This window comes from Vibrio sp. 99-8-1 (assembly GCF_013114595.1).
Taxonomy (GTDB): Bacteria; Pseudomonadota; Gammaproteobacteria; order Enterobacterales; family Vibrionaceae; genus Vibrio.
Window position 1 is genome coordinate 28,438 of the sequence record NZ_VTXE01000010.1, and the last position, 23,184, is coordinate 51,621.

The 23,184-nt window shown below is 42.1% G+C and carries 24 protein-coding genes; 10 read left to right on the top strand and 14 right to left on the bottom strand.

All coding sequences use genetic code 11. From position 1 onward, the window contains the following. Window positions 1–52 precede the first annotated feature (52 nt). Window positions 53–1,792: a bifunctional UDP-sugar hydrolase/5'-nucleotidase gene (locus F0227_RS07045; RefSeq protein WP_171752487.1), complete on the bottom strand. Its 1,740-nt coding sequence runs from the start codon at window positions 1,790–1,792 to the stop codon at window positions 53–55. Window positions 1,793–2,160: 368 nt separating this feature from the next. On the opposite strand from F0227_RS07045, the gene F0227_RS07050 reads away from it, so the two are divergent. Beyond that, complete coding sequence (locus F0227_RS07050; protein WP_171752488.1) at window positions 2,161–3,801, top strand: ATP-dependent endonuclease; 1,641 nt, start codon at window positions 2,161–2,163, stop codon at window positions 3,799–3,801. Window positions 3,802–3,975: 174 nt separating this feature from the next. On the opposite strand, the gene F0227_RS07055 is transcribed toward F0227_RS07050, so the two are convergent. Continuing rightward, the gene (locus tag F0227_RS07055; protein ID WP_171752489.1) at window positions 3,976–4,476 is read right to left on the bottom strand and encodes a DUF1097 domain-containing protein; all 501 of its coding nucleotides are present in this window, start codon (window positions 4,474–4,476) and stop codon (window positions 3,976–3,978) included. 263 nt (window positions 4,477–4,739) lie between these two features. Further along, complete coding sequence (locus F0227_RS07060; RefSeq protein ID WP_171752490.1) at window positions 4,740–5,033, bottom strand: hypothetical protein; 294 nt, start codon at window positions 5,031–5,033, stop codon at window positions 4,740–4,742. Window positions 5,034–5,391: 358 nt separating this feature from the next. Between F0227_RS07060 and F0227_RS07065 the strand changes: the two genes are divergently transcribed. Together F0227_RS07065 and F0227_RS07070 are read left to right on the top strand one after the other, a co-directional pair. Continuing rightward, complete coding sequence (locus tag F0227_RS07065; protein ID WP_171752491.1) at window positions 5,392–6,564, top strand: MerR family transcriptional regulator; 1,173 nt, start codon at window positions 5,392–5,394, stop codon at window positions 6,562–6,564. A 3-nt stretch (window positions 6,565–6,567) separates the two neighbouring features. Next, on the top strand, window positions 6,568–7,074 hold the full coding sequence (locus tag F0227_RS07070; RefSeq protein WP_171752492.1) for an N-acetyltransferase: 507 nt from the start codon (window positions 6,568–6,570) through the stop codon (window positions 7,072–7,074). 172 nt (window positions 7,075–7,246) lie between these two features. Here the strand turns inward: F0227_RS07070 and F0227_RS07075 are convergent, their stop codons facing one another. Further along, the gene (locus F0227_RS07075) at window positions 7,247–8,152 is read right to left on the bottom strand and encodes a LysR substrate-binding domain-containing protein (RefSeq protein WP_171752493.1); all 906 of its coding nucleotides are present in this window, start codon (window positions 8,150–8,152) and stop codon (window positions 7,247–7,249) included. 200 nt (window positions 8,153–8,352) lie between these two features. Here F0227_RS07075 and focA point away from each other — a divergent pair, with 200 nt between their 5' ends. Next, entirely contained in the window at window positions 8,353–9,807 is a 1,455-nt protein-coding gene (gene focA / locus F0227_RS07080) for a formate transporter FocA (protein WP_171752494.1), read from the top strand. 120 nt (window positions 9,808–9,927) lie between these two features. Here the strand turns inward: focA and F0227_RS07085 are convergent, their stop codons facing one another. The 3 genes from F0227_RS07085 to F0227_RS07095 form a co-directional block, all read right to left on the bottom strand. Next, window positions 9,928–10,497 carry a YceI family protein gene (locus F0227_RS07085; protein ID WP_171752495.1) on the bottom strand — a complete coding sequence of 190 codons (570 nt, stop codon included), beginning with the start codon at window positions 10,495–10,497 and terminating at the stop codon, window positions 9,928–9,930. After that, window positions 10,494–11,033, bottom strand: coding sequence for a cytochrome b (locus F0227_RS07090; RefSeq protein WP_171752496.1), 540 nt, complete (start codon window positions 11,031–11,033; stop codon window positions 10,494–10,496). The genes F0227_RS07085 and F0227_RS07090 overlap by 4 nt, the downstream gene beginning before the upstream one ends. A 241-nt stretch (window positions 11,034–11,274) precedes the next feature. Continuing rightward, on the bottom strand, window positions 11,275–11,514 hold the full coding sequence (locus F0227_RS07095) for a DUF2164 domain-containing protein (protein WP_171752590.1): 240 nt from the start codon (window positions 11,512–11,514) through the stop codon (window positions 11,275–11,277). 96 nt (window positions 11,515–11,610) lie between these two features. Between F0227_RS07095 and msrP the strand changes: the two genes are divergently transcribed. The 4 genes from msrP to F0227_RS07115 all read left to right on the top strand — a co-directional run bounded on the left by msrP (window position 11,611) and on the right by F0227_RS07115 (window position 14,331). Next, entirely contained in the window at window positions 11,611–12,624 is a 1,014-nt protein-coding gene (msrP, locus tag F0227_RS07100; RefSeq protein ID WP_171752497.1) for a protein-methionine-sulfoxide reductase catalytic subunit MsrP, read from the top strand. A gap of 29 nt (window positions 12,625–12,653) precedes the next feature. Beyond that, complete coding sequence (gene msrQ, locus F0227_RS07105) at window positions 12,654–13,262, top strand: protein-methionine-sulfoxide reductase heme-binding subunit MsrQ (protein ID WP_253822060.1); 609 nt, start codon at window positions 12,654–12,656, stop codon at window positions 13,260–13,262. 31 nt (window positions 13,263–13,293) lie between these two features. Beyond that, the gene (locus F0227_RS07110; RefSeq protein ID WP_171752498.1) at window positions 13,294–13,932 is read left to right on the top strand and encodes a hypothetical protein; all 639 of its coding nucleotides are present in this window, start codon (window positions 13,294–13,296) and stop codon (window positions 13,930–13,932) included. A gap of 198 nt (window positions 13,933–14,130) precedes the next feature. Further along, the gene (locus tag F0227_RS07115) at window positions 14,131–14,331 is read left to right on the top strand and encodes a DUF2986 domain-containing protein (RefSeq protein ID WP_171752499.1); all 201 of its coding nucleotides are present in this window, start codon (window positions 14,131–14,133) and stop codon (window positions 14,329–14,331) included. Here F0227_RS07115 and F0227_RS07120 read toward each other — a convergent pair whose 3' ends face one another. Together F0227_RS07120 and F0227_RS07125 are read right to left on the bottom strand one after the other, a co-directional pair. Next, window positions 14,332–14,805 carry an NYN domain-containing protein gene (locus F0227_RS07120; RefSeq protein ID WP_171752500.1) on the bottom strand — a complete coding sequence of 158 codons (474 nt, stop codon included), beginning with the start codon at window positions 14,803–14,805 and terminating at the stop codon, window positions 14,332–14,334. It abuts the gene before it with no gap. Between the two features lie 7 nt (window positions 14,806–14,812). Next, on the bottom strand, window positions 14,813–15,208 hold the full coding sequence (locus F0227_RS07125) for a nitrous oxide-stimulated promoter family protein (RefSeq protein WP_171752501.1): 396 nt from the start codon (window positions 15,206–15,208) through the stop codon (window positions 14,813–14,815). Between the two features lie 221 nt (window positions 15,209–15,429). Here F0227_RS07125 and F0227_RS07130 point away from each other — a divergent pair, with 221 nt between their 5' ends. Continuing rightward, entirely contained in the window at window positions 15,430–16,800 is a 1,371-nt protein-coding gene (locus tag F0227_RS07130; protein ID WP_171752502.1) for an L-serine ammonia-lyase, read from the top strand. 112 nt (window positions 16,801–16,912) lie between these two features. On the opposite strand, the gene F0227_RS07135 is transcribed toward F0227_RS07130, so the two are convergent. Continuing rightward, complete coding sequence (locus F0227_RS07135; protein ID WP_171752503.1) at window positions 16,913–17,104, bottom strand: hypothetical protein; 192 nt, start codon at window positions 17,102–17,104, stop codon at window positions 16,913–16,915. Between the two features lie 198 nt (window positions 17,105–17,302). Here F0227_RS07135 and F0227_RS07140 point away from each other — a divergent pair, with 198 nt between their 5' ends. Further along, on the top strand, window positions 17,303–18,970 hold the full coding sequence (locus F0227_RS07140; protein ID WP_171752504.1) for an AMP-binding protein: 1,668 nt from the start codon (window positions 17,303–17,305) through the stop codon (window positions 18,968–18,970). 84 nt (window positions 18,971–19,054) lie between these two features. Here the strand turns inward: F0227_RS07140 and fucU are convergent, their stop codons facing one another. The 4 genes from fucU to F0227_RS07160 form a co-directional block, all read right to left on the bottom strand. Further along, on the bottom strand, window positions 19,055–19,486 hold the full coding sequence (fucU, locus tag F0227_RS07145) for an L-fucose mutarotase (protein ID WP_171752505.1): 432 nt from the start codon (window positions 19,484–19,486) through the stop codon (window positions 19,055–19,057). A 178-nt stretch (window positions 19,487–19,664) separates the two neighbouring features. Further along, complete coding sequence (locus F0227_RS07150; RefSeq protein WP_253822061.1) at window positions 19,665–20,618, bottom strand: ABC transporter substrate-binding protein; 954 nt, start codon at window positions 20,616–20,618, stop codon at window positions 19,665–19,667. Between the two features lie 57 nt (window positions 20,619–20,675). Beyond that, complete coding sequence (locus F0227_RS07155; RefSeq protein ID WP_171752506.1) at window positions 20,676–21,671, bottom strand: ABC transporter permease; 996 nt, start codon at window positions 21,669–21,671, stop codon at window positions 20,676–20,678. A gap of 4 nt (window positions 21,672–21,675) precedes the next feature. Continuing rightward, the gene (locus tag F0227_RS07160) at window positions 21,676–23,175 is read right to left on the bottom strand and encodes a sugar ABC transporter ATP-binding protein (protein WP_171752507.1); all 1,500 of its coding nucleotides are present in this window, start codon (window positions 23,173–23,175) and stop codon (window positions 21,676–21,678) included. Window positions 23,176–23,184: the final 9 nt, after the last annotated feature.

The window sequence follows — 23,184 nt, forward strand, 5'->3', positions numbered from 1 at the left end:
ATAAAAAGATGTTTACTCGCTCATTTATTAAGCAATCAGCGTGCCAATACTTCTAACCTGTTTGTCCGACCTCATTATTTGGAAGTTGGTTCAATTTTTCTGGATGAGATTTGATAAATGCCACAAAACAATCCGCCATTGAGTAATTTGTAACCACAGCGTTGTCTAGCATATGGGTTATGGCAAAATATCCCTCTTTCCCTTTCATGGTATAAGCTGATGATGTCCCAGTATATATACGCTCAGGCTGAACGCTAACCCACCCGCCTGCATCATCAAATATCATAAAGTCTGTTAATCGCTGGCCTATTGGTCGTTCTGGATGATAACTAAAATCTAAGTTGTGGCAATATGGATAACTACCCGACCCTGTCCCCAACACACCGTTATTGGTGGCGTTGTTTATTGCCCCTTCTATCGCTTCTGCAAGGTAGCGCCCTTTTATCTGGTACACACCAATTGGAACGGCAAATGGCAATACTTTTCCGGCAATATCCGCTTCGGTTATTTTGCCAGGGTTTAATGAGCTTCTAATGCCGCCAGCGTTATGAATAGCAAACTGTACTGCGTGGCCCTTGCTCTTCATCATATAATGGAAAGACTCTGCCACTAGAGGAACCAGATCACTTCCCCCAGACTGATCCGGGATACGCACATGCCTAAGTGGTTTGTCTATCTCAGCGATGGTTGTCTGCTGTAACTGACGCACAATGGGGATATATTTATCTAATAATATCTCTTGAACGTCACTGTCTTTCTTACACACCACGATATTGTCATTGGCTAATAACGCTTCGGTAGCCTTACTATGAATCGATTGGTCATGAACACTTGATAATGTTGCGTCTAAACATAGTCTCCGGCCTATAAGAAGCTCGTTACGGCCATTAAAGGAAGTAACGCGACCATCTCGGGCAAAGTCTATTTGGCAGTGACCGATGGCTTGCGCGTGATAGCCAGCCTGAACAACATGGGTACCATTTACTTCAATACCGTAATCTGGCTGCGGCTCAAATCCTATAGAAGAAAAATCGCCCATTAATGTGTGAGAGTGCCCACCAATAATGATGGCGACCCCTTCTACACTTTCTGCTAGCTTAATATCAACGTCATAACCCAAATGGCTAATAATAATGATCTTATTGATATCGTTAGCCTGTATCTCTTCTATGGTGTTTTTTACTGTGCTAAACACATCTTTAAACGACGTATCTGGATCTGGGTTAGAGATCTCACTCATCAAGTCCATTGATACGCCAAATATCGCAATCGGCTCGCCATCGACTTGTTTGATCATATAGTTGGCGGTCTGTTTTGCCGCGTTATAACAAAGTAGATGGGAGTAGCTAGAAAGCTTATGAGGCTTGTCAGGATTTTCAGTCGAAATATCCCAGTTACCTGCCAACAGTGGAAAATTAATCCGTCCAAGAAAATCGGCAACAGGTTGATTACCCATGTCCAGCTCGTGATTACCTAATGCCATGGCATCAATGTTCAGCGCATTAAGAAGTTCTGCGTTAGCCACCCCTTTAAAGAGTGAAAAATAGAGCGTTCCTTGAAAACAGTCACCCGCATGAAAAAACAGAAACTCTCGGCCGTCCAACTTAGCTTGCTGTCTTAGCCATTTAGCTCTTGTTGCAATTCGCGCAAAGCCACCATTACTCACATACGGTGTCACCGTTTGTTGCTCTACCTGAAGTTCAAGCTGCAAAGATTGTGGCTCAAAATAAGAATGAGTATCGTTGATATGCGCCAATGTTAATTGAACGGGCTTATGTTGGTGTTTGGTCATCAGTTATTACTACTCGCGGAACAAAATTTTGGATTTGAGATTTACCCCTGATTCAATGCGATAGCTGAATCATCAAAAAGCGTAAGAGAGGCATGTTACTCCTTTAAGATGACATTTTCATATATAAATTTGAATCACTTCACCGTGGGGGAGAGATAGAAGCTGTAGACATGTTGATGTCATTCCAATATCACTTCGTGGCAAGCCACACTTTTACCTTGTGTTTGCGGTAACTAAAACCGTAAATAGTGCTTAAATTTTGGTCTGATAAAAAGCGAGCAAAATAAAATAAACTTGAAGTGTGATAGTAAGTTAAGCGAAATGTCAGTTTCTCATATATGCTTAAGTTAACAAGACAGGAGTACTATATGCAGTTAGAACGTGTAGAAATATCTGGCTTTCGTGGCATTAGACGTCTTTCACTCGCTTTCGATGAACTTACTACCTTAATTGGTGAAAACACTTGGGGTAAATCTTCTCTCTTAGATGCATTAACCGTGGCACTTCCCGCTGACGGGTCTCTGTATGAGTTTGAAATGCAAGACTTTCATGTGGATTACTCTATCGCCCATCCACAAACCCAGCACTTACAAATTATCATCTCTTTCTTGCCGAGTTATGAAGGTGAAGAACACTCTGGCCGTTATAGAAGGCTCAAACCTATTTGGGCACAGGACGAAAAAGGTCAAAAACGCGTTATCTACCGCGTGAGTGCCACCAGAGACCTTTATAAGATCACCACCAATTACTGCTTCTTAGACGGTCAAGGCACGCCGCTGTCGTTGCATCACTCAGAAAAACTAGCACAAGAATTGATGAGTCTTCATCCTGCAATACGCTTACGTGACGCACGCCGATTTGACCGAACCATCATTGGTAACGGAGATGATGTTCAAAACTCTCGTATCGAACGTCGCATAGAGAACACCTGCCGCAGATTGTTAGCCAAACCGGGGCATGTTAATAAAGGGGAAATTAAGAGTAGCCTCTCCTCGATGAAGAGCCTTGTTGACCATTACTTTTCTTTTAAAAATACGTCGAGGAAAAATCCAAGACGTCAACGAGATAGCTTGCTATTGACCTCCACCAGCACCATTTCTGGAGGCCTTAACCAAGTGATTGAAGAGACGAAAGACAACCAAACTCGGTTACTTGTTTTAATTTTATTGAACTCCTATCTACAAGCAAAAGGACCAAACGAGTTACGCCGCTGTGCGCGGCCTATTTTGATAATCGAAGACCCAGAAGGTCGCCTTCACCCAACTCATTTATCACGGGCTTGGAACTTGTTACAGATGGTTCCTACCCAAAAAATATTAACCACAAACAGTGCGGAGTTGCTCTCTTCCGTTCCCCTTTCATCCATTAAGCGATTAATACGTAAACCAGACAAAACCATTGCTAAAAGCATTCCTCCTCGGCTACTAAGCAAGGATGAGATTCGCCGAGTCGGTTTTCATATTCGTTTCCATCGCTCCAATGCCCTATACGCTCGTTGCTGGCTGCTGGTGGAAGGTGAAACTGAAGTTTGGCTATTTAGCGAACTGGCAAAACTATGCGGTTATAACCTTGCATCCGAAGGGGTTCAGATCATTGAGTTTGCACAGTCAGGGCTTAAATCACTAATTAAAGTTGCTAAAGCTTACGAAATAGATTGGCACGTGGTAACCGACGGAGACGCCGCGGGTAAAAAATACGCCACCGCGGTGAAATCTCAACTCGGTGGCGAGATGGAAACTCACCGCCTGACTGAGCTTCCCGATAAAGATATAGAGCACTTTCTCTACGCAAATGGTTTTGATAGTTTCTTTAAACAGCTGGTTAAAATTCCGCAGGACCACCCAATACCAGCCAAAAAAATCATTGTTAAAGCATTGAAGAAATTTGCCAAACCGGATCTTGCATTAGCCATCGTTTCCTACTGCGAAGAACAAGGGCCGCAATCTGTACCGTCACTTATTCGTAAAACGCTAAAACGTGTAATGACCATGGCTAATAGCAATACCTAACGTTTCCTCTACAGATAGCGAGTGAATTTGGGCAAAAAAAAAGCATGCCAAACGGCATGCTACAGTATCAAATTAGTTGATAACAAAACGGGATTCTTTTTTAACTTAAGATAAAGAACCTTAAGCTGACGATCACAGCAGCACTACCATGCTGCTGTGGTAATTTAGGTAAGGTTACTGAGCTGACTGCACTGCGGACGGTTTTGCTTCTGACTGTCTGTTTCGTTTTTCTAACCACTCTTTAAGAGCAATACCAGACGCTTTCATTAGATAACCAAAAATACCACCAACAATAATAGACGGAACAACAAAACCCCAGTCTCCGTTTGCAGCAAAAGTTGCACAAGAACCAATAAAAGTACCCGGGATATAAGCCAACCAAGTTTGCTTAGCCTGAATGCACATCATAAAGGCCACTAATCCAGTGACAACGTAACCCAAAATTTCAAGTGCCAGAAAATTCGAAGCATGGATAATCACCATAGCCCAGAATACACCGGTCATATTAGTCAGTAGACTTGAAGCAAGCCCTTTCAGCCCTTCTTTTGGTGATGCAAAGTAACTGGTACAACCTAGAAAACCGGCCCAAGTTAATAACCCTAGAGAGATCGACATCCATCCCCATACGGCAGAAAGAATTCCAGTTGTAATTGATATAGCTAGCAATACGTTCATAAACGCCACCAAAAGTTGACTCATTAAACAAGATGGCATTTTAGTCGACTACTCAGGTAACAAATATGATATTCATCACAATAATTACTGTACAAACATATAAATTGCATTGAAAATGTGACGCAAGCGGTTAATCAACAGATTTAGGTAATATCAGAAAGGAAAAGATCTGCACCAGCTTAATCCCTAGCTTTTTGCATCACACTACCCGCACCAAATTGGTCTCGTACTCAATACAACACCAGCGGAGGAGAATAGAAGTGCTACTTGCGTGTTGCGAGACGACGGCGAATCTCTTGATAACTTTCTATAATGAACGTCGCGACACCGCTCTCTAAATGCGCGTTGTTGTATTCATCGCATAAGTGAATATAGTTTGATTGAAACTTATCCACCGCTTCTTGTGACGTGCCGGCAAATATTACATCCCCTTCCACTTCAAAGCCGATCGACAACAGTTGCTGTTTATCATCCAAAAACGAATCACTCGCCATTGCTAAATAAGTAAACTGTTGACGATGAGTATTTGGTTTACAAAAAAATTGATATTTAGTCATCTTGCAATATCCCTCAATATAGATGTGTAAAATTACTAACCAATAATCTCCGACGAATGATTACTAAAATCAATCGTCGTCGAATTTTAACGATTCTGTGTTATCAACTCAGTCAAAGCACACTATGCACCTTAATCTACCTAAATGCATAAAATCATTGTAATAAAGTCTTATTTATTGGCGTAGTTAATTTTGCTAACTCTGTGATTAATCGAACCAAGTCACCCAGAAAACGCCTTTAGCGTTTTTCACTAATTTTTCAATAACCTCAATCATGACAAATTTCTGCCATACTAACTGTTGACCTGTCTAAAGCTTTACACTTTATAGTGCTCACAAGTTTCGAGGAACAACTGCTATGTATCGAATTTCTGAACTGGCTCAAAAGGTAGGACTAAGCCGTTCAACCTTACTCTATTACGAAAAGTTAGGACTCATTGCAGGCCAACGGCAACTAAATGGCTATCGACACTACTCTGATAAGGATTTGCAACGACTGAAGTTGTTACAACAGCTACAGGCAGGAGGGTTATCTCTTAAGGAGTGTCAATCTTGTTTAGAAGGAGAGATCAACCGGTCAACCTTGATGAAGAGATTGCAAACCCTAGACACTGAGATAAAAGAAAAACAGCATGCAAAAGAGTTACTTTCTTCCATGCTTGGCATGAGTTCGATGCGCAAATGGCATGAAAGTATTGAAAAAAGCGCCCCTTCGGCTCATTTAGATTGGTTGATAAAGCAAGGCTTCAGTGAAAAAAACGCATTAAGACTAAAATGGCTTTCAAAAGATATGAATAAACATGAACAATATATGGCTGATTTTAACTCTATTTTTCAAGGGTTAGATCGGCTGGGACCCGGAGATGATAGTGATACACTCAAAGCACTACATTCGCTGCCAATCAAGAGTGGAAATGCGTTAGAGATTGGCTGTGGTAAAGGGGTAACTACAAATTTGCTTGCTAATTATTCGGCCTTTCACTTGACCGCACTCGATAATGATGAGTACAGCCTAAGTTGTGTTAAAGAAAAAATGACAAACAACTCAAATGAACAGCGAGTAACAACCGTCTGTGCCAGCATGACAGCAATGCCATTTGTTAACGATCATTTTGATCTGCTTTGGTCTGAAGGTAGCGCTTATATTATGGGGGTCAAACAAGCCCTTAAAACTTGGAAGGCGTTTCTGAAGTGTAATGGCTATTTAGTTATTAGCGACTTGGTTTGGCTAACTGATAGCCCTGATGAGAGAGCAAAGGCGTTTTGGCAACACAACTACCCTAGCATGGCCTCGCACGAGCAACGAATCATAGATATGACGAAAGCAGGCTATGAAGTAATAGAGAGCTTTACGCTGAGTGAACAGTCATGGCGCAACTATCTCGAACCGTTAAAGAAAAAGCTCTCTCAAGTTGATATTGAAGATTTTATTTCCGATGCAGGTCATGATCTTCAGCGTGAACTGCAAATACATGATCAATATTTGGGTCAATATAATTACCAAATATTTATATTAAAAAATAAAGGTTAAACAATGAACATTAGAGTAGAAACTGACTCAGATAGTAACAAAATCGAGACACTTATTTATCGAGCATTTGAAAATCATCCACACCATAAACCAGGTGCGAAACCAACAGAGCATTTGATTGTTAGTAAATTAAGAGAGGCAAAAGCACTGACCCTCTCTCTAGTGTGTGAAGATAAAACAAGTGTTGTCGGCCATATTGCATTTTCTCCAATTATGATAAATGGCGAGAAATCTGGCTGGTATGGTTTAGGCCCACTGTCTGTTATACCTGAACGTCAAGGTGAAGGTATTGGAAGTGCACTTATTCGCGAAGGGTTGTCTCAACTTAAAGCGCAGGCTATTGAGGGTGTCGTGTTACTCGGAGAGCCAAGTTATTATTCGAGATTTGGCTTTATTTCTCAGCCTAGCCTAACATTAGCGGACGTCCCTGCTGAGTATTTCTTAGCTCTATCGCTAACCCAGACAATACCATCTGGCGAAGTGGCTTTTCACACGGCATTCTTTGAGTGATCACACGCTACAAAGCGATTAGCTTTCTGTTTTACCAATCCATGTTATTTTGCCACAGCAAAAAGAGTTAGAGTGCATACCCTAACTCTTTTAATCTCTGCTGGATCAACAAATGGTTATGATTTTGCCTGTCACGGCAAGGTTTTTGTACGCGTTAAAAACAAGCTAGAGTCTACAGTTTAAAGGGTTTATCTTGCATCATCCTTAACCCTTCGCGTTTGATACAGTCCGCTAGTGGATTCTCCGCCATATCGACTCGCCAGATAAATGAAAGTGTCCGATCCATGGTGAGCTCTGGGACGTTCAGCGCGACCAACTTGCCGCTTTCGATATGCTTTTCAACATCTAAATAAGGTAAGCAAGTAACGTATGGTCCGTTAGCAACCATACTCCTTAATACTGGTACGTGTTCATATTCTCGCCACACATCTAAATCAGCAATTAAATGATGAATGGAGCTATCAAATATTTTTCGGGTACCAGAACCTATCTCTCTTAGAACCCATTTCGCTTGTTCTAACTGAGCTAAACTGACTTGATCTCGCTTAGCAAAAGGGTGATGGGCAGAGACAACAACCGTCAGGTGATCTCGACACCACACCTCTTGGTGAATTCGACTGTCATCGCAGCGCCCTTCTATAATGCCAAGGTCATATTGGTAGTCGAGAACAGCATCAATAACACCCTTAGTACTCTGTACGCCCAGATCAATACGCATCTCTGGGAAGTCATTATCAATTATGCTTATAAGGTCTGGAACTAGGTGTTCAGCAGGGGTTTGGCTTGCGCCTAACCGTATTTCTCCGCTGATTAAATGCTGCTCTACAAAACCAAGTTCTATCTGTTGTGCATCTTGCAATAGTCGTTTTGCTTTCGGTCTTAACCACATTCCCCAATGCGTTAACGCCATTCTTTTACCCTGCCTGTTGAACAGTGGGCGCCCTAACATTTTTTCCAGCTGCGCAAGAGACATGCTAGTAGCAGACTGGGTTAGTGAGAGTCTTTCCGCTGCTTGGCTAACACTTCCTGTGTCTGCTACAGCTTCAAAAACAGTTAACTGTTTTAGTGAATAACGCATAGATGATCCCTGTAGATTTTACCGTATGCACCATCTTACATAAGCATTTTAAGTTCATCAATATTTTTGATGAGGTAATTGAATATTATCAATTTTACCTCTAGCAATTCTCACCATAACCTAACTCTCAAGCCATCTGGTCTTTTAGGTGGCGTTAACGCTAGGAGCAGTTATGAAAAGAAAATTTAGGGGAGTCAACGATGTCGACAGCTAACCCACCAGAGATGAAGGCCGTTTTGTCTCCCAAAGAGATGATGACGGAAGCAGCAAGTTTTGCGTATAACAAGACGCAAAAATCCACTGCTATGATCATTAGTCTTGCCATTATGGCAGGCATATTTATTGGTCTTGCCTTTTTATTCTATATCACGGTGACCACAGGAAGCAGTTCTAGTTGGGGAATCAGCCGATTTGTCGGCGGTATCGCTTTTAGTATGGGGCTTATCTTAATCGTGTTATGCGGCGCGGAGCTATTTACAAGCTCGGTACTCACCAGCATTGCATGGGCAAATAAACAGATTCGATTAAACAAAATGGTCTCTATCTGGGGTCAAGTGTATATCGGTAACTTTATTGGTGCGTTACTGCTGCTTTTATTGGTCTCCATCGCAGGACTTTACCAGCTTGATCACGGCCAATGGGGAGTAAATGCATTAAACATCGCCCAACATAAGTTAGAGCATTCATTTAGCCAAGCATTCGCTCTAGGGATCTTATGTAATCTGTTGGTCTGTCTAGCCATATGGCTGACCTTTAGCAGTCACAATGCTTTAACCAAAGCGCTCATGGTTATGCTACCTGTCTCTATGTTTGTTAGCAGCGGCTTTGAACACTGTGTCGCCAACATGTTTATGGTCCCTCTGGGTATTGTAATTCAATCAACTGCGCCTGAATCATTTTGGTTACAAACGGGGTTGTCCCCTGATCAATACGCCAATCTGAACGTCTACCAATTTATTACCAGCAACCTTATTCCTGTAACCCTAGGCAACATAGTTGGGGGAGCCGTGCTGGTTGGACTGGCAAACTGGTCCATTTATCAACGCCCAGCGTTAAAAACAACTCAAACAAAATCTATTTCATCAATTTCGCTTACAACGTCAGTTAAGGACATCGCCATGAACTCTAATTTAATCGCTCGTCAAATCATGAACAGCAACGCATTTGCTCTACAAGCAGACATGCCTACTGAGCTTGCTATCGATTCTCTCACAGACAGAAATTTACAAGGTGCTCCTGTTTTAAACGTTCAGGGCGAGTTGGTTGGTTTCTTCTCTGTTCACGATGTACTGATTGATCTTTGGTGCCAAGACTACTTGCCATCCGCGAAACAAAAAGTGGTCGACATCATGACAAGAGACGTGGTTGCTATAGAGTCAACAGAATCTCTGCTTAATATCATTGAATTTATGTGTATCGACAAAGAACAACTTTACCCAACCACCAGCATGGGTATAGCAACTCAATTTACCAGTTTGTCTTTAGAGGAGAGAGCAAAGAATATGAAGGTAAATAGACCTCAAATCTTGCCTGTTATCGACAATGGTATTTTTGTAGGCACCATTTCTCGCAAAGAAGTGATGATCGCGGTTCGCTCCATATATGGAGAGCGCATTAACGTTGTGGAGAGCAATACTGTCCTAGAGAGCGCGTAATACACTACTCACCAATAAGATAGAATAACGCCCCTTCCATTGGCTAACACGACAAAATAGTGAAAGCATATAAGGGGCGTTTTTTAGTAGACGGTGATGTTCAAACGTCGTTGCCGACGATTATTTTCTAACACCTTCTACCACTAATTCCATATCAACAGTATCCACCATACCCATGGCTTTGATACCAAAGTCTTTTAGTTGCAGCGTTGTAGTGCCAGTAAAACCAGCGCGATAACCACCCCACGGGTCTTTACCTTCACCAATGAACTGCGCATCGATAGTAATAGGTTGAGTCTGGCCATGAAGCGTTAGGTCACCCATCACTTCAACCATACCATTGCCTTTGTCAGTCACTTTACTACTGACAAATTTAGCATCAGAAAATTTGCCGGCATCAATAAAGTCTGCGCTGCGAATGTGCTTATCACGCTCAGCATGGTTTGAATCCAAGCTGGTTGTATCAATCATTACATTCACTTTTGATGCTGCGATGTCGTTAGCATCATAGGAGAAGTCTCCACTAAAGGTATTAAAGCGTCCTTTTATAAAGCTATAACCTAGGTGACTTACAGAGAAGTTTACCGAAGCGTGCGCTCCTTTGGTGTCAATAACGTAATCGGCAGCATTAGCGGTTAACGGCATAGCTACTGCAAATGCGAGTCCCATCGTTAAAAGTTGTTTTTTCATTTTATTACTCCTGTCATTTTTCGTAGCGTATCGTCTTTGTCTATAAGGTGGTGCTTAATCGCTGCTGCTGCGTGTAAGCCAGCAAAGCCGATCAATATAAACGCACTGTAGTAGTGAACTTGCCCAGCAAGATCGGATTGGTTAGGAAACAACTCTCCTAAACTGGGTAGAGTGAATAGCGAAAATACCTCTATTCCTCGCCCATCAGAGGTCGAAATTAGATAACCGGAGAGAAACAGAACAGCCAACAATAGATAAAGAAAATGATGCACCGCTTTTGCTGCTTTCACTTCGTAAGGCTTGCCTTCTATTGAAGGGGTTGCCGTCACCGTTTTCCATAACACTCTGAAAAGCGTTAGTGCAGCGAGCAATATACCGACGGATTTATGCCAGAAGGGTGCCGTTTGATACCAAGAGCTGTAATAGTTTAGGTCTACCATCCATAAACCTAATGCAAACATGGCAATAACAACAACAGCAGATAGCCAGTGGATCAGCTTTGCAATGAAATTGTAGTTCTTTACGTCTTGTTTCATATCTATCTCTGAACGTTATTATTCGCATAAAAGTAAAGTTAAATGCGAATGTTTCTCTTTCAGGTAAGTATCAAACAAATCTAGAACAACAAAAAGTGATCATTTTTGCTGTTATTGTTCAAAAAAATTGAATCTAACTATCAATGAGATAATCCGTTTGTTGATCAGTGATTTATACCACCAAGTACCGCTAATCGTATGTTGAGTATTTGCCGGTTAACATCACTTTCAACACACTAGTTTATAATTCACTCTCTTTCTCAATTTGGTATAGCTCATCTGAGATATCGAGTATTTTTGCGTCAATCACTTTTTGTGCATCTCGCACACCTTGGTTATAGAACACAGGACCCATTTTTTTACTTACAAAATCAAATAGGAAATCGGCATCAAACTGCCCTAGTTCCATATCCAATTCATCTTCAAAAAAACGTTGCAGCTCTAACAAAATGTCCTGACGCTGCTTACTAGTAAAACTCATTTCTGACACGGTTAATTCCTCTCGACAAATAATTAATGAAATTTACCACGGTTAACTGGGGTCTTGTTGTTTATATATAGACAATTAGGAAACGTTATGTTGATCAAAACAACTAAAAACTGGCATCTAAAAGAGAACGATACAACGTCAGAAACCATATACCAACAACGACGCGATATCATTAAAAAAATGGGCATTCTCACCGCTACTGCTCCTTTTGCCAGCAATGCGACAGCCGGTTTGTTTGACTTCTTTAGTAAAGCAGACGACGCCGTCCTTGATAACCGAAAACCGCTGGCGTCTATAGCTTCTCCCTATTCTGATACGTCACTTCCTTTGACGCCAGAAAAGAAAATACTCACTTATAATAACTTTTACGAGTTTGGTACCGCCAAAGATCAACCTGCGAAGAACGCCGCTAACTTTGTTACTGACCCGTGGAGTGTGGAAATAGCCGGTGAAGTACACAAACCAACAACCATCGACTTTGCCGACATCATCAAAAAAATTGATATAGAAGATCGTATCTATCGCTTGCGATGTGTTGAGGCATGGTCGATGAATGTTCCTTGGCTTGGCTTCCCATTAAGCAAGCTTATTGAGTTCGCGAACCCAAAAGGCAGTGCTCAATATGTGGCATTTCAAACCCTGTATGATCCAAAAAGAATGCCGGGACAAAAAGATCGGCGACTTGGGGGTGGGATCGAATACCCTTATGTTGAAGGATTAACGATTAAAGAAGCAATGCATCCGTTAACTTTTGTTGCGGTAGGCCTTTACGGCAAAACTCTTGCTCCACAAAATGGCGCACCATTGCGTCTGGTCGTTCCTTGGAAATATGGCTTTAAGAGTATTAAATCCATCGTAAAAATAACCCTAAAAGAGTTTCAGCCAAACACGACCTGGAACAAGCTTTCTCCCGGTGAATATGGTTTTTACGCCAACGTTAACCCCAATGTTGATCACCCTCGCTGGAGTCAAGCATCCGAACGTTTTATCGGAAGCGGCAACGTATTCAGCGCACAGCGACAAGATACCCTGATGTTTAACGGCTACGCTGATGAAGTGGCATCGCTCTATAGTGATATAGACCTAAAACGTCAGTATTAACTGCAAATCCCGATTGGTGAGCCAGATTGATGATGAATACTCCCTTTTTAACCAACAAAGTCACCCTTATTAAGCTTGCTATTCATGCAGCATCCATCGGGTCATTAGTCTGGTTAATTCTTTCTGCCGTTAATGGTCATTTAGGAGCCGAACCGGTAGACGCGATAATACACTTTACCGGCAAAAGTACCCTGCACGCACTCTTTGCCACGCTCCTTATTACCCCAGTAGTACGATTTTTTAAATGGGGACAGCTTATCCGAGTTCGCCGATTGGTCGGTTTATACTGTTTTTTCTGGGCTAGCCTACATTTACTTTCGTACGCGTGGCTAGATTTAGCATGGGATGTCTCGTTACTTGTAGAGGAAATCACCACCCGTAATTACCTCATATTTGGCATGCTTAGCTGGATACTTTTATTATTACTTTCAATAACCTCAGTAAACTTACTGCGCCGTAAACTTGGCAGTTCTTGGCAAAAGCTGCATAATTGGATTTACGTCATAGCGATACTTGGTCCAATTCATTACAATTGGTCATCTAAATCTGAAATACTGGAACCTAGCCTATATCTATTGGTTGCAGTGATTCTGCTTATAGCACGCAAAAATAAAATAGAACGTTGGTTATTTAGGTGAGAGAGACTTCTCTTCATCTTAGGAGAGAAGTTTGCTTAAAGATCTGGTTATTCAATCAATTCACGATTTTCAAAAAGATTGCTTAAAATTGTGTGAGAATCACTATCCTACGGTGCACAACCGGGGAATGAGTGAGCACCATTTAGGCAGAGCTTTTGCCCGAAGAATGGCAAGTACTCTCGACAAGTTTAACCAGCCTAATCAGTTTGAGCCTATCGATACGGTGTTATCACCGGAACATGCTCATCACTATCGCATCGCGTCAGGTTTAGGAACCGTATGGGTCATCACTCACCACTTAACCAGCGCCAATAAAAACTGTAGAGACAAGCTATTAAAAGATATAGGTGAATGGCAGGCTGAATACGGCTTTGCCATTCAGCCTAATGATCTGTTGGTGTTGCTTAGCGATCACTGGATATCTCGCAGTAAACACAGCAGAGAGTTACTTGATTGGTGGATTGGCGAGCTGCCTGATGATATTAACGAATATAGCCAACAGGGGATCTCTCTGTATCAAAGCCAATCTAAGTTGATAAACGATTTGGATCACTGCTTTCAATTGAGACCTTGCTATTTAAGATTTGGTCACCCGCTCATTCGTTCGTCTGACCATCAGTTAGTACGAAAGTATATTCAGCTCTATGCCATTTTAGAGTGGCAACGCTAACGATAGAGGCTTGATCAGCCCTTACTTAGCAACTCGCTTTATTCTCACGACCAACAGGCAAACTTGCATTGAGTTCTTGGTGATTTTCTTTTATTCTTTCGCGCTACTTTGTCAGTGGCGCTTTTATCCTAGCCCGACAGCACTTACTTATTAACAATCGTTGACCTAACGATGCCATAATTTAGCGATAATCACTCTATGAACCGTAAAAAAAAGATCAACGACACTCTTAAGAAAAAGCAGAAGAAAATGAACGCTAAATTGCATAAAAGCAACAAGCCTCGTTATATTTCGAAAGCTGAACGTGCAAAGCTGGAGCTTCAGGAGCAAGAGGCACAGCAAGTTGAAAGCAGCGACAATGTTGACAACGCAACTGCCGCTGACGATCAGCAAGCGTAACTAAAGCAGCAACGACTCGCCAATTGGGTAATACTCACTGGCTGAGTCGATTAGTGATTGAGCAGTAAGGGTTTCCACACCATACACTTCGACTTTTTTGCCATGTTTTTCAATAATTCGTTGTGCTAGAAGATCAAAATCACCATCTCCGGATGCGAGAATAACCACGTCTGCTTCTGCGGCTAACTCAATCGCGTCGAGGGTAATGCCAACATCCCAATCCCCTTTTGCAGAACCGTCTCGTCTTTGAATGAAGGGTTTCAATTTCACGTTAAAACCGATGCCTCTTAAGATGTGATGAAACTGACGCTGTTTTTCGTTGTTGCTGGCAATGGCATAGGCGTTGGCTTGAACAACGGTTCTATTTTGCGTTGCTTGGCGCCAAAATGCATTGTAATCGAAGTGTTGTTGGTACCTGTCACGCGTTGTGTAATAGATGTTTTGTACATCAACTAAAATGGCTACTGTTTCCATTTTTTTCCTACTTATCGTCAGTTGTTTTACTTAATCGCATATGGCGATTAGATGCATTGGCTTTAGGCTTTTCGGGCACCGCTTTTTTTTCATGTCGTAAATGACGAATCGCTAGGATCGGATGATTCAATAACATCCTCGGGCCAGCGTATATCATCACTTGTTTCATCTGTTCTTTAGGTTCAGGTTTGTAACAATGAATAGGACATTTATTGCAGGTCGGTTTTTCTTGCCCATAAGGACAACGATCCAGTTTTGTTTCTGCATAAATTAACAGTTCTTCACAGCTGGCACATAAACCACTGTTAACGCCATGATGCTTTTTACAATAAATTTCCATCATTGCAGAGACTGTTTTAAACTCTGTAGCTAACTCCCCTACCAGAATTTTACTCTGTCGCATACTGTTTCCATCTTACTTCTTGGTGGCAAATCATACCTAACAAGTGCCATTTTACTAAGTAATAATTACTTTCCAATTTTTGAGTATAAGAAATAACTTTTTATACCATGCACTATATCCCATCCATGAAAGCAATACCTTGAACTAGATAGTCACAAAAATGTAGTATGCACTCCTAATTCTAATAGGCTAATCGCCATATTGTAATAAAGAGTAAAGTCATGCTATCTATTTTTGATATCTATAAAATCGGGGTAGGCCCATCAAGCTCACATACTAACGGTCCAATGATCGCAGGTTATCAGTTTGGCCAACTCATTTCCGATAAACTCAATAACGTTTGCAAAATTACGATTGATCTCTACGGTTCCCTCTCGCTAACGGGGCGCGGACACCATACAGACAAAGCAACGGTAATAGGCTTAATGGGTAACCGCCCTGACGCTATTGATATAGAGGCAGCGAATGCACTGCATAAAGAGAGCATTCACAATAAAAAGCTGGCCCTATTAGGACAACATACTATTTCTTTTGATGCAGAGACTGACATTGTGTTCCACAGTGATAATCTTCCTCTGCATGAAAATGGCATGTCTATTTCTGCTTTTGACGAGCAAGGTAACTTGATCGACAAAGAGGTGTATTACTCTATCGGTGGTGGTTTTATTGCCACAGAGAATGAACTTAAAAACGGCAAAAGCAGTGATGATGTGACTTTAGAGTTCCCATTCAAATCTGCTGAAGAGTTACTTAAGCAAGCAGAAATCCACGGATATTGCCTAGGCGGATTAATATTACGTAACGAACTCGCTTACCGTTCAGCGGAAGATATCGATGCGAGAGCTGATCAAATCTGGCAAATAATGTCCAGTTGTATTGAGCGCGGACTCACAACCGAAGGGATCTTAGAAGGTGGACTTAATGTGACCCGTCGTGCCGCTGCTCTATTGAAAAAGCTGGAAGCCAACAGCGCTTTAGAAAGTGATCCAATGGAAATCATGGACTGGATCAACGTATTCGCCTTTGCTGTCAGCGAAGAGAACGCAGCTGGTGGTCAAGTTGTCACTTCTCCAACAAACGGCGCGGCTGGTGTTATTCCTGCGGTGTTAATGTATTACCACAAGTTTATCAAACCGCTCGATACCAAACAGATCAAAGATTTTCTTGCGGTGTCTGGTGCCATCGGCATGCTTTACAAAGTAAATGCGTCAATATCAGGTGCCGAAGTGGGTTGCCAAGGGGAGATAGGTGTGTCGTCTTCCATGGCTGCTGCCGGATTAACCGCGCTACGTGGTGGCAGTAATGAACAAATCTGTATCGCAGCAGAAATTGCCATGGAACACTCTTTGGGCATGACCTGCGATCCTATCGGCGGTTTAGTCCAAGTGCCTTGTATCGAACGTAATGCTATGGGTGCGATGAAAGCGATCAACGCATCACGCATGGCCTTAAAAAGAACCAGTAAATGCTTAATATCTTTAGATAAAGTTATTGATACCATGTATCAAACTGGTAAGGACATGAATAAGAAGTATCGTGAAACATCACTTGGCGGCCTAGCGGTTATTCATATCGCACCACCATGTGAGTAATAACGACGCTAAACCGAGCTATTTTAGCTCGGTTTAGTCAATACAAAATGGACTAAATCTTTGGCAAAGTCACCTCAATCAGAGTGTTCCAAGTGTCATCATTCGTCTCTCGCTATAAATTGACCTCACAGTTTCTTAGCAATTCTATCAATTCATTCTCCGTTTGTGGCTCTCTTGCCAACTCAACCTCTGGTGACGCACCACCTCTTAAAATGTACGCTTTAGTGCCACAATGGTCATAATGATACCAAAGACCATCTACGCAAACGTCGGTATAACAACGGGGGTCTTTTTTAAGTTCCATATATCGCTCTCCTTAGGTGTTACTTAAAGGATAGTTGTAATCCATAGTTTTTGTACGGATTTGGACTAAAGTCTTAAATCTGTTGACTGTCCGGCTAATTTTTAGACGCTTGCACGGCATTAGTGCAAATACTCTATTGTTCGCTTTTCGAATAATGTAATCTATGGGCGGGAAATTTATGTCGTATTGAGAAGAGTAATGAATAGCGAATCCAAACCTTGGTTAAACAGCTTTCCTGATGATGTTCCAGCAGAAATAGACGCAGACCAATATCAGAATATTAACGATATGTTCCGTGAGACATTTGCTAAGAACGCAGACAAAGCCGCTTTTGTTAACATGGGCCACTCGTTAACTTATAGAGAGTTAGAAGAGAAAAGCACCGCATTTGCGGCCTATTTGCAAGTTACCTTAAAAATGAAAAAAGGCGATCGTATTGCGTTAATGATGCCTAACTTGCTGCAATACCCCATTACCATTTTAGGTGCACTAAAAGCAGGATTAGTGGTGGTTAACGTGAACCCACTCTATACACCTCGTGAGTTACAGCACCAACTTCGAGACTCGGGTGCCACTGCCATCGTGGCGGTGACCAACTTTGGTAACAACTTACAAAAGGTGGTATCTCAAACCAGCATCAAACATGTAATTTTGACCCGAATCGGTGATGAGCTCGCACCGTACAAAAGAACCTTAGTCAACTTCGCGGTAAAATATATTAAGAAGATGGTGCCTAAATACAACCTGCCCGGTGCCATCTCATTAAAAAGAGCCTTAACTCAAGGCAAAGGCTTGACCTTAGATCCACCGAGCATTTCTAGTAGTGACCTTGCTTACCTTCAATATACAGGGGGAACAACGGGACTGGCTAAGGGTGCGATGCTAACCCACAGAAACATTATTGCAAATGTACTCCAAGTTTATGGACATTTTGCGCCAAGAACATCTTTAGAGAACGAACATGCGGTAACCCCGCTTCCTCTTTATCACATCTTTGCTAACTCGGTTAGCATGATGCTCATTATGTTTTTTGGTGGTACAAACCTTCTTATTACCAACCCGAGAGATCTTGACTCATTTGTAAAAGATCTAAGTAAGTACCCTTTTACCATGATGTTTGGCTTAAACACCTTATTTAACGGCTTAAACAACCATGCAGGCTTTAAGAATCTTGATTTTAGTAAGGCTAACTTTACCATCGCCGGAGGCATGGCAACGCAAAAGCATGTGGCCGATGAATGGCAAAATATCACTGGCATGCCAATCGTTGAAGGGTATGGATTAACAGAGTGTTCACCCGTTGTTGCAGGGGGCGTTCACACTCAACAAAGCTTTGTTCCTTCCATTGGCGTTCCGTTACCGAGTACTGATCTGCGCATCGTCGACAGTAATAACAATGAGTTAGACGTTGGTGAGATCGGCGAAATTCAAATTCGCGGCCCTCAAGTCATGAGCGGGTACTGGCAACAAGATTCTGAAACCCATGAAGTGATGCACGAAGGGGGTTGGATAAGCTCCGGCGATATTGGCCGAATGGATGCACAGGGCTTCTTCTATATAGAAGACCGCAAAAAAGATATGATTTTAGTCTCCGGCTTTAATGTGTTCCCTACCGAAATTGAAGAAGTTGCTACCCTGCACCCCCGAATCATCGAGGCCGCAGCGGTAGGTATTGCTGATGACGTCGCTGGCGAACGAGTAAAACTTGTTGTGGTGACAAATGGCACAGCAGTAACCGAAGACGATATTAAGAAACATTGTCGCCAACATTTAACTGGCTATAAGATCCCTAAAGTCGTTGAGTTTAGGGATGAGTTACCAAAAACCAATGTTGGAAAAATATTAAGACGAGAGCTTAGAGACTAGTTTTAAGTTAGTAATCTATCCTTGATAAAAAGCGATTAGCTCAGTGGTGGGCTAGTCGCTTTTTTGATTCCAACGAGTATCTCATCAAAAGCCCGTTACACCTTTCTTCAAGATAATGTTGCCATATTTTGCTAACTCTCCAGTTAACACAACAGCGGTACATGATTGCGTTCGTTGATAAAATGCAAACCTCTCTAACCGTGCAATATTGGCAGAGTTTATCCCTTCCGAACTCATTGCTTTGATATATCGTTGTTCTACAGACGGGTCTAAGCTGTCTCCCTCTTCAGGTTGCATCATGAGTATGGGTTGCTCTACATATTGGTCGAGTTGGAACAGCATAATCACGCCTTCAAGCAGGGTATCAATAGCAACCCCATCGCAACGTATAACTTTTTTACCGTAGGTATGTGCGGGAAAATGCGCATCTGCAAAAACAATCTCATCACCATGGCCCATTTCCGCCAACGTTGATAAAAGAGTAGGAGTAATAGCTGGATGTATACCTTTGAGCATATATCATTCCTTTGATTTGATTGACTAAATTTTGCAAAGTTAGAAATACAAAAACCTTCTGAAAATTACCATGAATGTCTACAGGGCGTTCGCTTCTTTTTTTGCTGCTGTAGCATGAGGGACAAGAGACAGGAAAGAGCCAACCTCGCTAGGCTCTTTCCTGAACTAAATGACTATTCTACTTACCGAATGGGTAAAGCAGAGTTTGCATGTCTGGGTTGTCGATGTTTTCAGCCGTCACTACTTTAACCGGGATATCGATAACGCTTGTTACTTTCTTCCCTTCTAGTACATTGTAGAGTGTCTTCAAACCTTGGTAGCCAATTTGATAAGCATCTTGTACTACAAAGCCTTGAATAGTGCCGGCTTTAAGGAACGCGATAATACCTTCGGTACTATCAAAACCCATCACCTTAACTTTACCTGCAATACCTAAGCTATCGATTGCGTTAGCAACACCAAGAGTAGAGCCCTCGTTAGTAGCATAAACCGCTGAAATATCTGGGTTTGCGCGTACCATATCGATGGTTTTATCCATCGCTTTTTGTGGATCACCATCGCTATATTGAACTTCTAGTACCTTGATATTGGGATAGTGTTTCGCCATTGCATCGATAAAGCCATTAGAACGCTCCATCGCATTTTGAGTACCTGCAACATGGGCAATGATACCCACCTTACCTTCTCCACCTAACATTTTACCTAACGTTTTAGCCGCATCAGCACCAGCTTTTACATTGTTTGTTGCAATAAAGCTTTTCGGAATTTCAGAGTTGATGCCTGAGTCAAATGTCGCAATTTCAATACCACGAGACTTAGCTTCTTCAACTGGAACTACGAGTGCATTGGAGTCCAAAGCTGCCAATAGTATCGCGTCTGGCTGTCGAGCCATCATATCTTCCATTAACTGTATTTGTTCAGAAATCTGCGTTTCAGCAGCCGGACCCACAAAACTCGTTTTAACACCTAACTCTTTCGCGGCGGTGTCAGAACCAAGTTTAACGGTTTGCCAAAACTCATGCTGGTAACCTTTACTTACCACAGGAATATACATTTCATCTTTCGCCTGCGCGGCACTCATTCCTATTGTTGCTATAGCGGCAAGTAACGTAAGTTTCATAGATTTCATCATTAATTCTCCATTTATATGTAGGGTAGTACTGTTATCAAATCGTCAATTTTTCATGTATTACTTAATTTTTTTTCTAAGTGTATCTAGGTAAACCGCCGCGATGACTACTGCTCCCATTGCAACCATTTGCCAAAATTGCGAAACCTCCATCAGGTTTAATCCGTTTTTTAGTATGCTCATGATGAATGCACCGATAATGGTTCCGCCTATGGTTCCGATTCCACCCATCAAACTTGTTCCACCAATAATCACCGCGGCAATCGCTTCAAGTTCATAACCGACACCAGCAGTTGGTTGGCCTGAGTTCAAACGTGCTGTAATGATGACGCCGGCAATACCTGTCATAAGCCCACAAAATGCGTAAACAAACATTTTGACTCGATCTACCTTAATACCAGAGAGGTGAGCGGCGTCTTCACTGCTGCCTACCGCGTAGATATAACGTCCAATGACAGTGCGTTTAAGTATGAATGCGGCGACAAACGCTAATACGCCGAAGTAGATGACTGGATAAGGGATAGCATCAAAGAGTTTGCCCTGCGCCAGTAATTTAAATGTTGGGTACTCGGTAAAATAGAGCGCACGCCCGTCGGTTAAGACTAAGTTGATACCACGAATAGACATCATTAAACCTAGGGTTGCGATAAAAGGTGGAATAGTAATCCGAGTAATTAATGTGCCATTAACAAAACCACACAGTGCGCCAGCTAAAGCACCAACAATAATGCAGATAGGTAAAGGCAAGCCTGCGGATGCGGCAAGACCAACCGCGACACCAGAAAATGCCATCACAGATCCCACCGACAGATCTATACCTGCGGTAATGATCACGTAGGTCATTCCTATCGCAATAATCCCAATGACTGACGTTTGAAGGGCCACCGTCAATAAGTTGTTAACGTTTAAGAAATAAGGTGTGCCTAAGCTAAAGAAGATCATAAGCAAAACTAGACTGATTAAAGGGGCAAACTTCATTAATAGCCCTTTATTTACCAGCGATTTCTTTGATGACTTATCTTTTGGTTCAGTAGCGGCCGTTACATTGCTATTCATGTTTTTATCCCTCTAAAGTCGCATATTTCATTATGTTTTCTTGGTTGGCATTTTCTGCCAATAACTCACCCGTGATCATTCCGCTTTTCATCACCAGTATTCGGTCACACATCCCTAATATTTCCGGCAGCTCAGAAGAGATAACAATGATTGATTTTCCCTCTTTGGTGAGCTTATTTATCAACTCATAAATCTCTAATTTGGCACCGACATCAATACCTCGAGTCGGCTCATCAAATATCAGAATTTCGGTATTTTTGCAGATCCATTTAGCGATGATTATTTTCTGCTGATTACCGCCACTTAAATTGCCCGCCAGCTGTTCTAAATTTGGAGTTTTAATTCTCAGTTTCTGTTTCAGATCTTTTGATATCTCGTTAGAGCTCTGTTCATCGATAATGCCTAAGTTGCTTGAATAATCTTCGAAGCTGCTCATCATGATATTGTCTTGGACTGACATACCGAGTGCTAAGCCGTCTTTCTTTCTGTCTTCTGTCAAATAGGCGATGCCATGCTTAATGGCGTCATGAACAGAATTGATCTTCAAACAAGTCCCAAACAGCTCTATCTCACCACTGTCGATAGGATCAGCACCAAAAATGGCTCGCGCAACTTCAGAGCGCCCCGCTCCCATCAAACCAGAGAAGCCAAGAATCTCTCCTCGCTTAAGTTCGAAGTTCACATCGCGTAATACTCCCTCACGATTTAAATTGCTTACTTTTAGAACCGTTTCGTCACTAGGTTTGTTAGTTCTTACTGGGTAGATGTCTCCTAAATCACGTCCAACCATCATGGAAATCAACTCATCGATCTGAACGGTGTGATAATCAACGGTTCCGATAAACATGCCATCTCGCATCACTGTCGCTCTATCAGCGATTTGAGCGAGTTCCTCTAAACGGTGGGAGATATATACAATCCCCACCCCTTGTGCTTTCAACATGTTAGTGACGTCAAAAAGGCTCTCAATCTCAGACTCTGTTAATGCCGCCGTAGGTTCATCCATGATCAGAACTTTAGCGTTAACAGAAAGCGCTTTTGCAATCTCGACCATCTGTTGCTGAGCGACCGTCAACTCTTCCACTAATGTGTCTGGTTTTATATCCAGATTTAATTTATCCAATAGGGACTGAGTGGCGTGCGCCTGAGAACCATCATCGAGTAACCATTTATGTTTTATCGTGTGCTCTCGGCCTATAAATATATTTTCAGCAACGGACAACTCAGGAAACAGGTTGAACTCTTGATGAATGATGGTTATGCCTTTTTCCTGAGCAGATATTGGGCTCCTTAAAGTGACTTGTTCACCTTCATAAACGATATGCCCTCCATCAGGAGTATGCACACCTGACAGCACTTTCATCAGGGTTGATTTACCAGCGCCATTTTCACCTAACAGGGCATGAACCTCGCCTTTACGTAGGTCAAAATTGACGCTATCCAGCGCTAACACTCCAGGAAAGCGCTTGGTAATCTCATTCATTTGTACGATCGTTGTGTTCATACTTCCGTC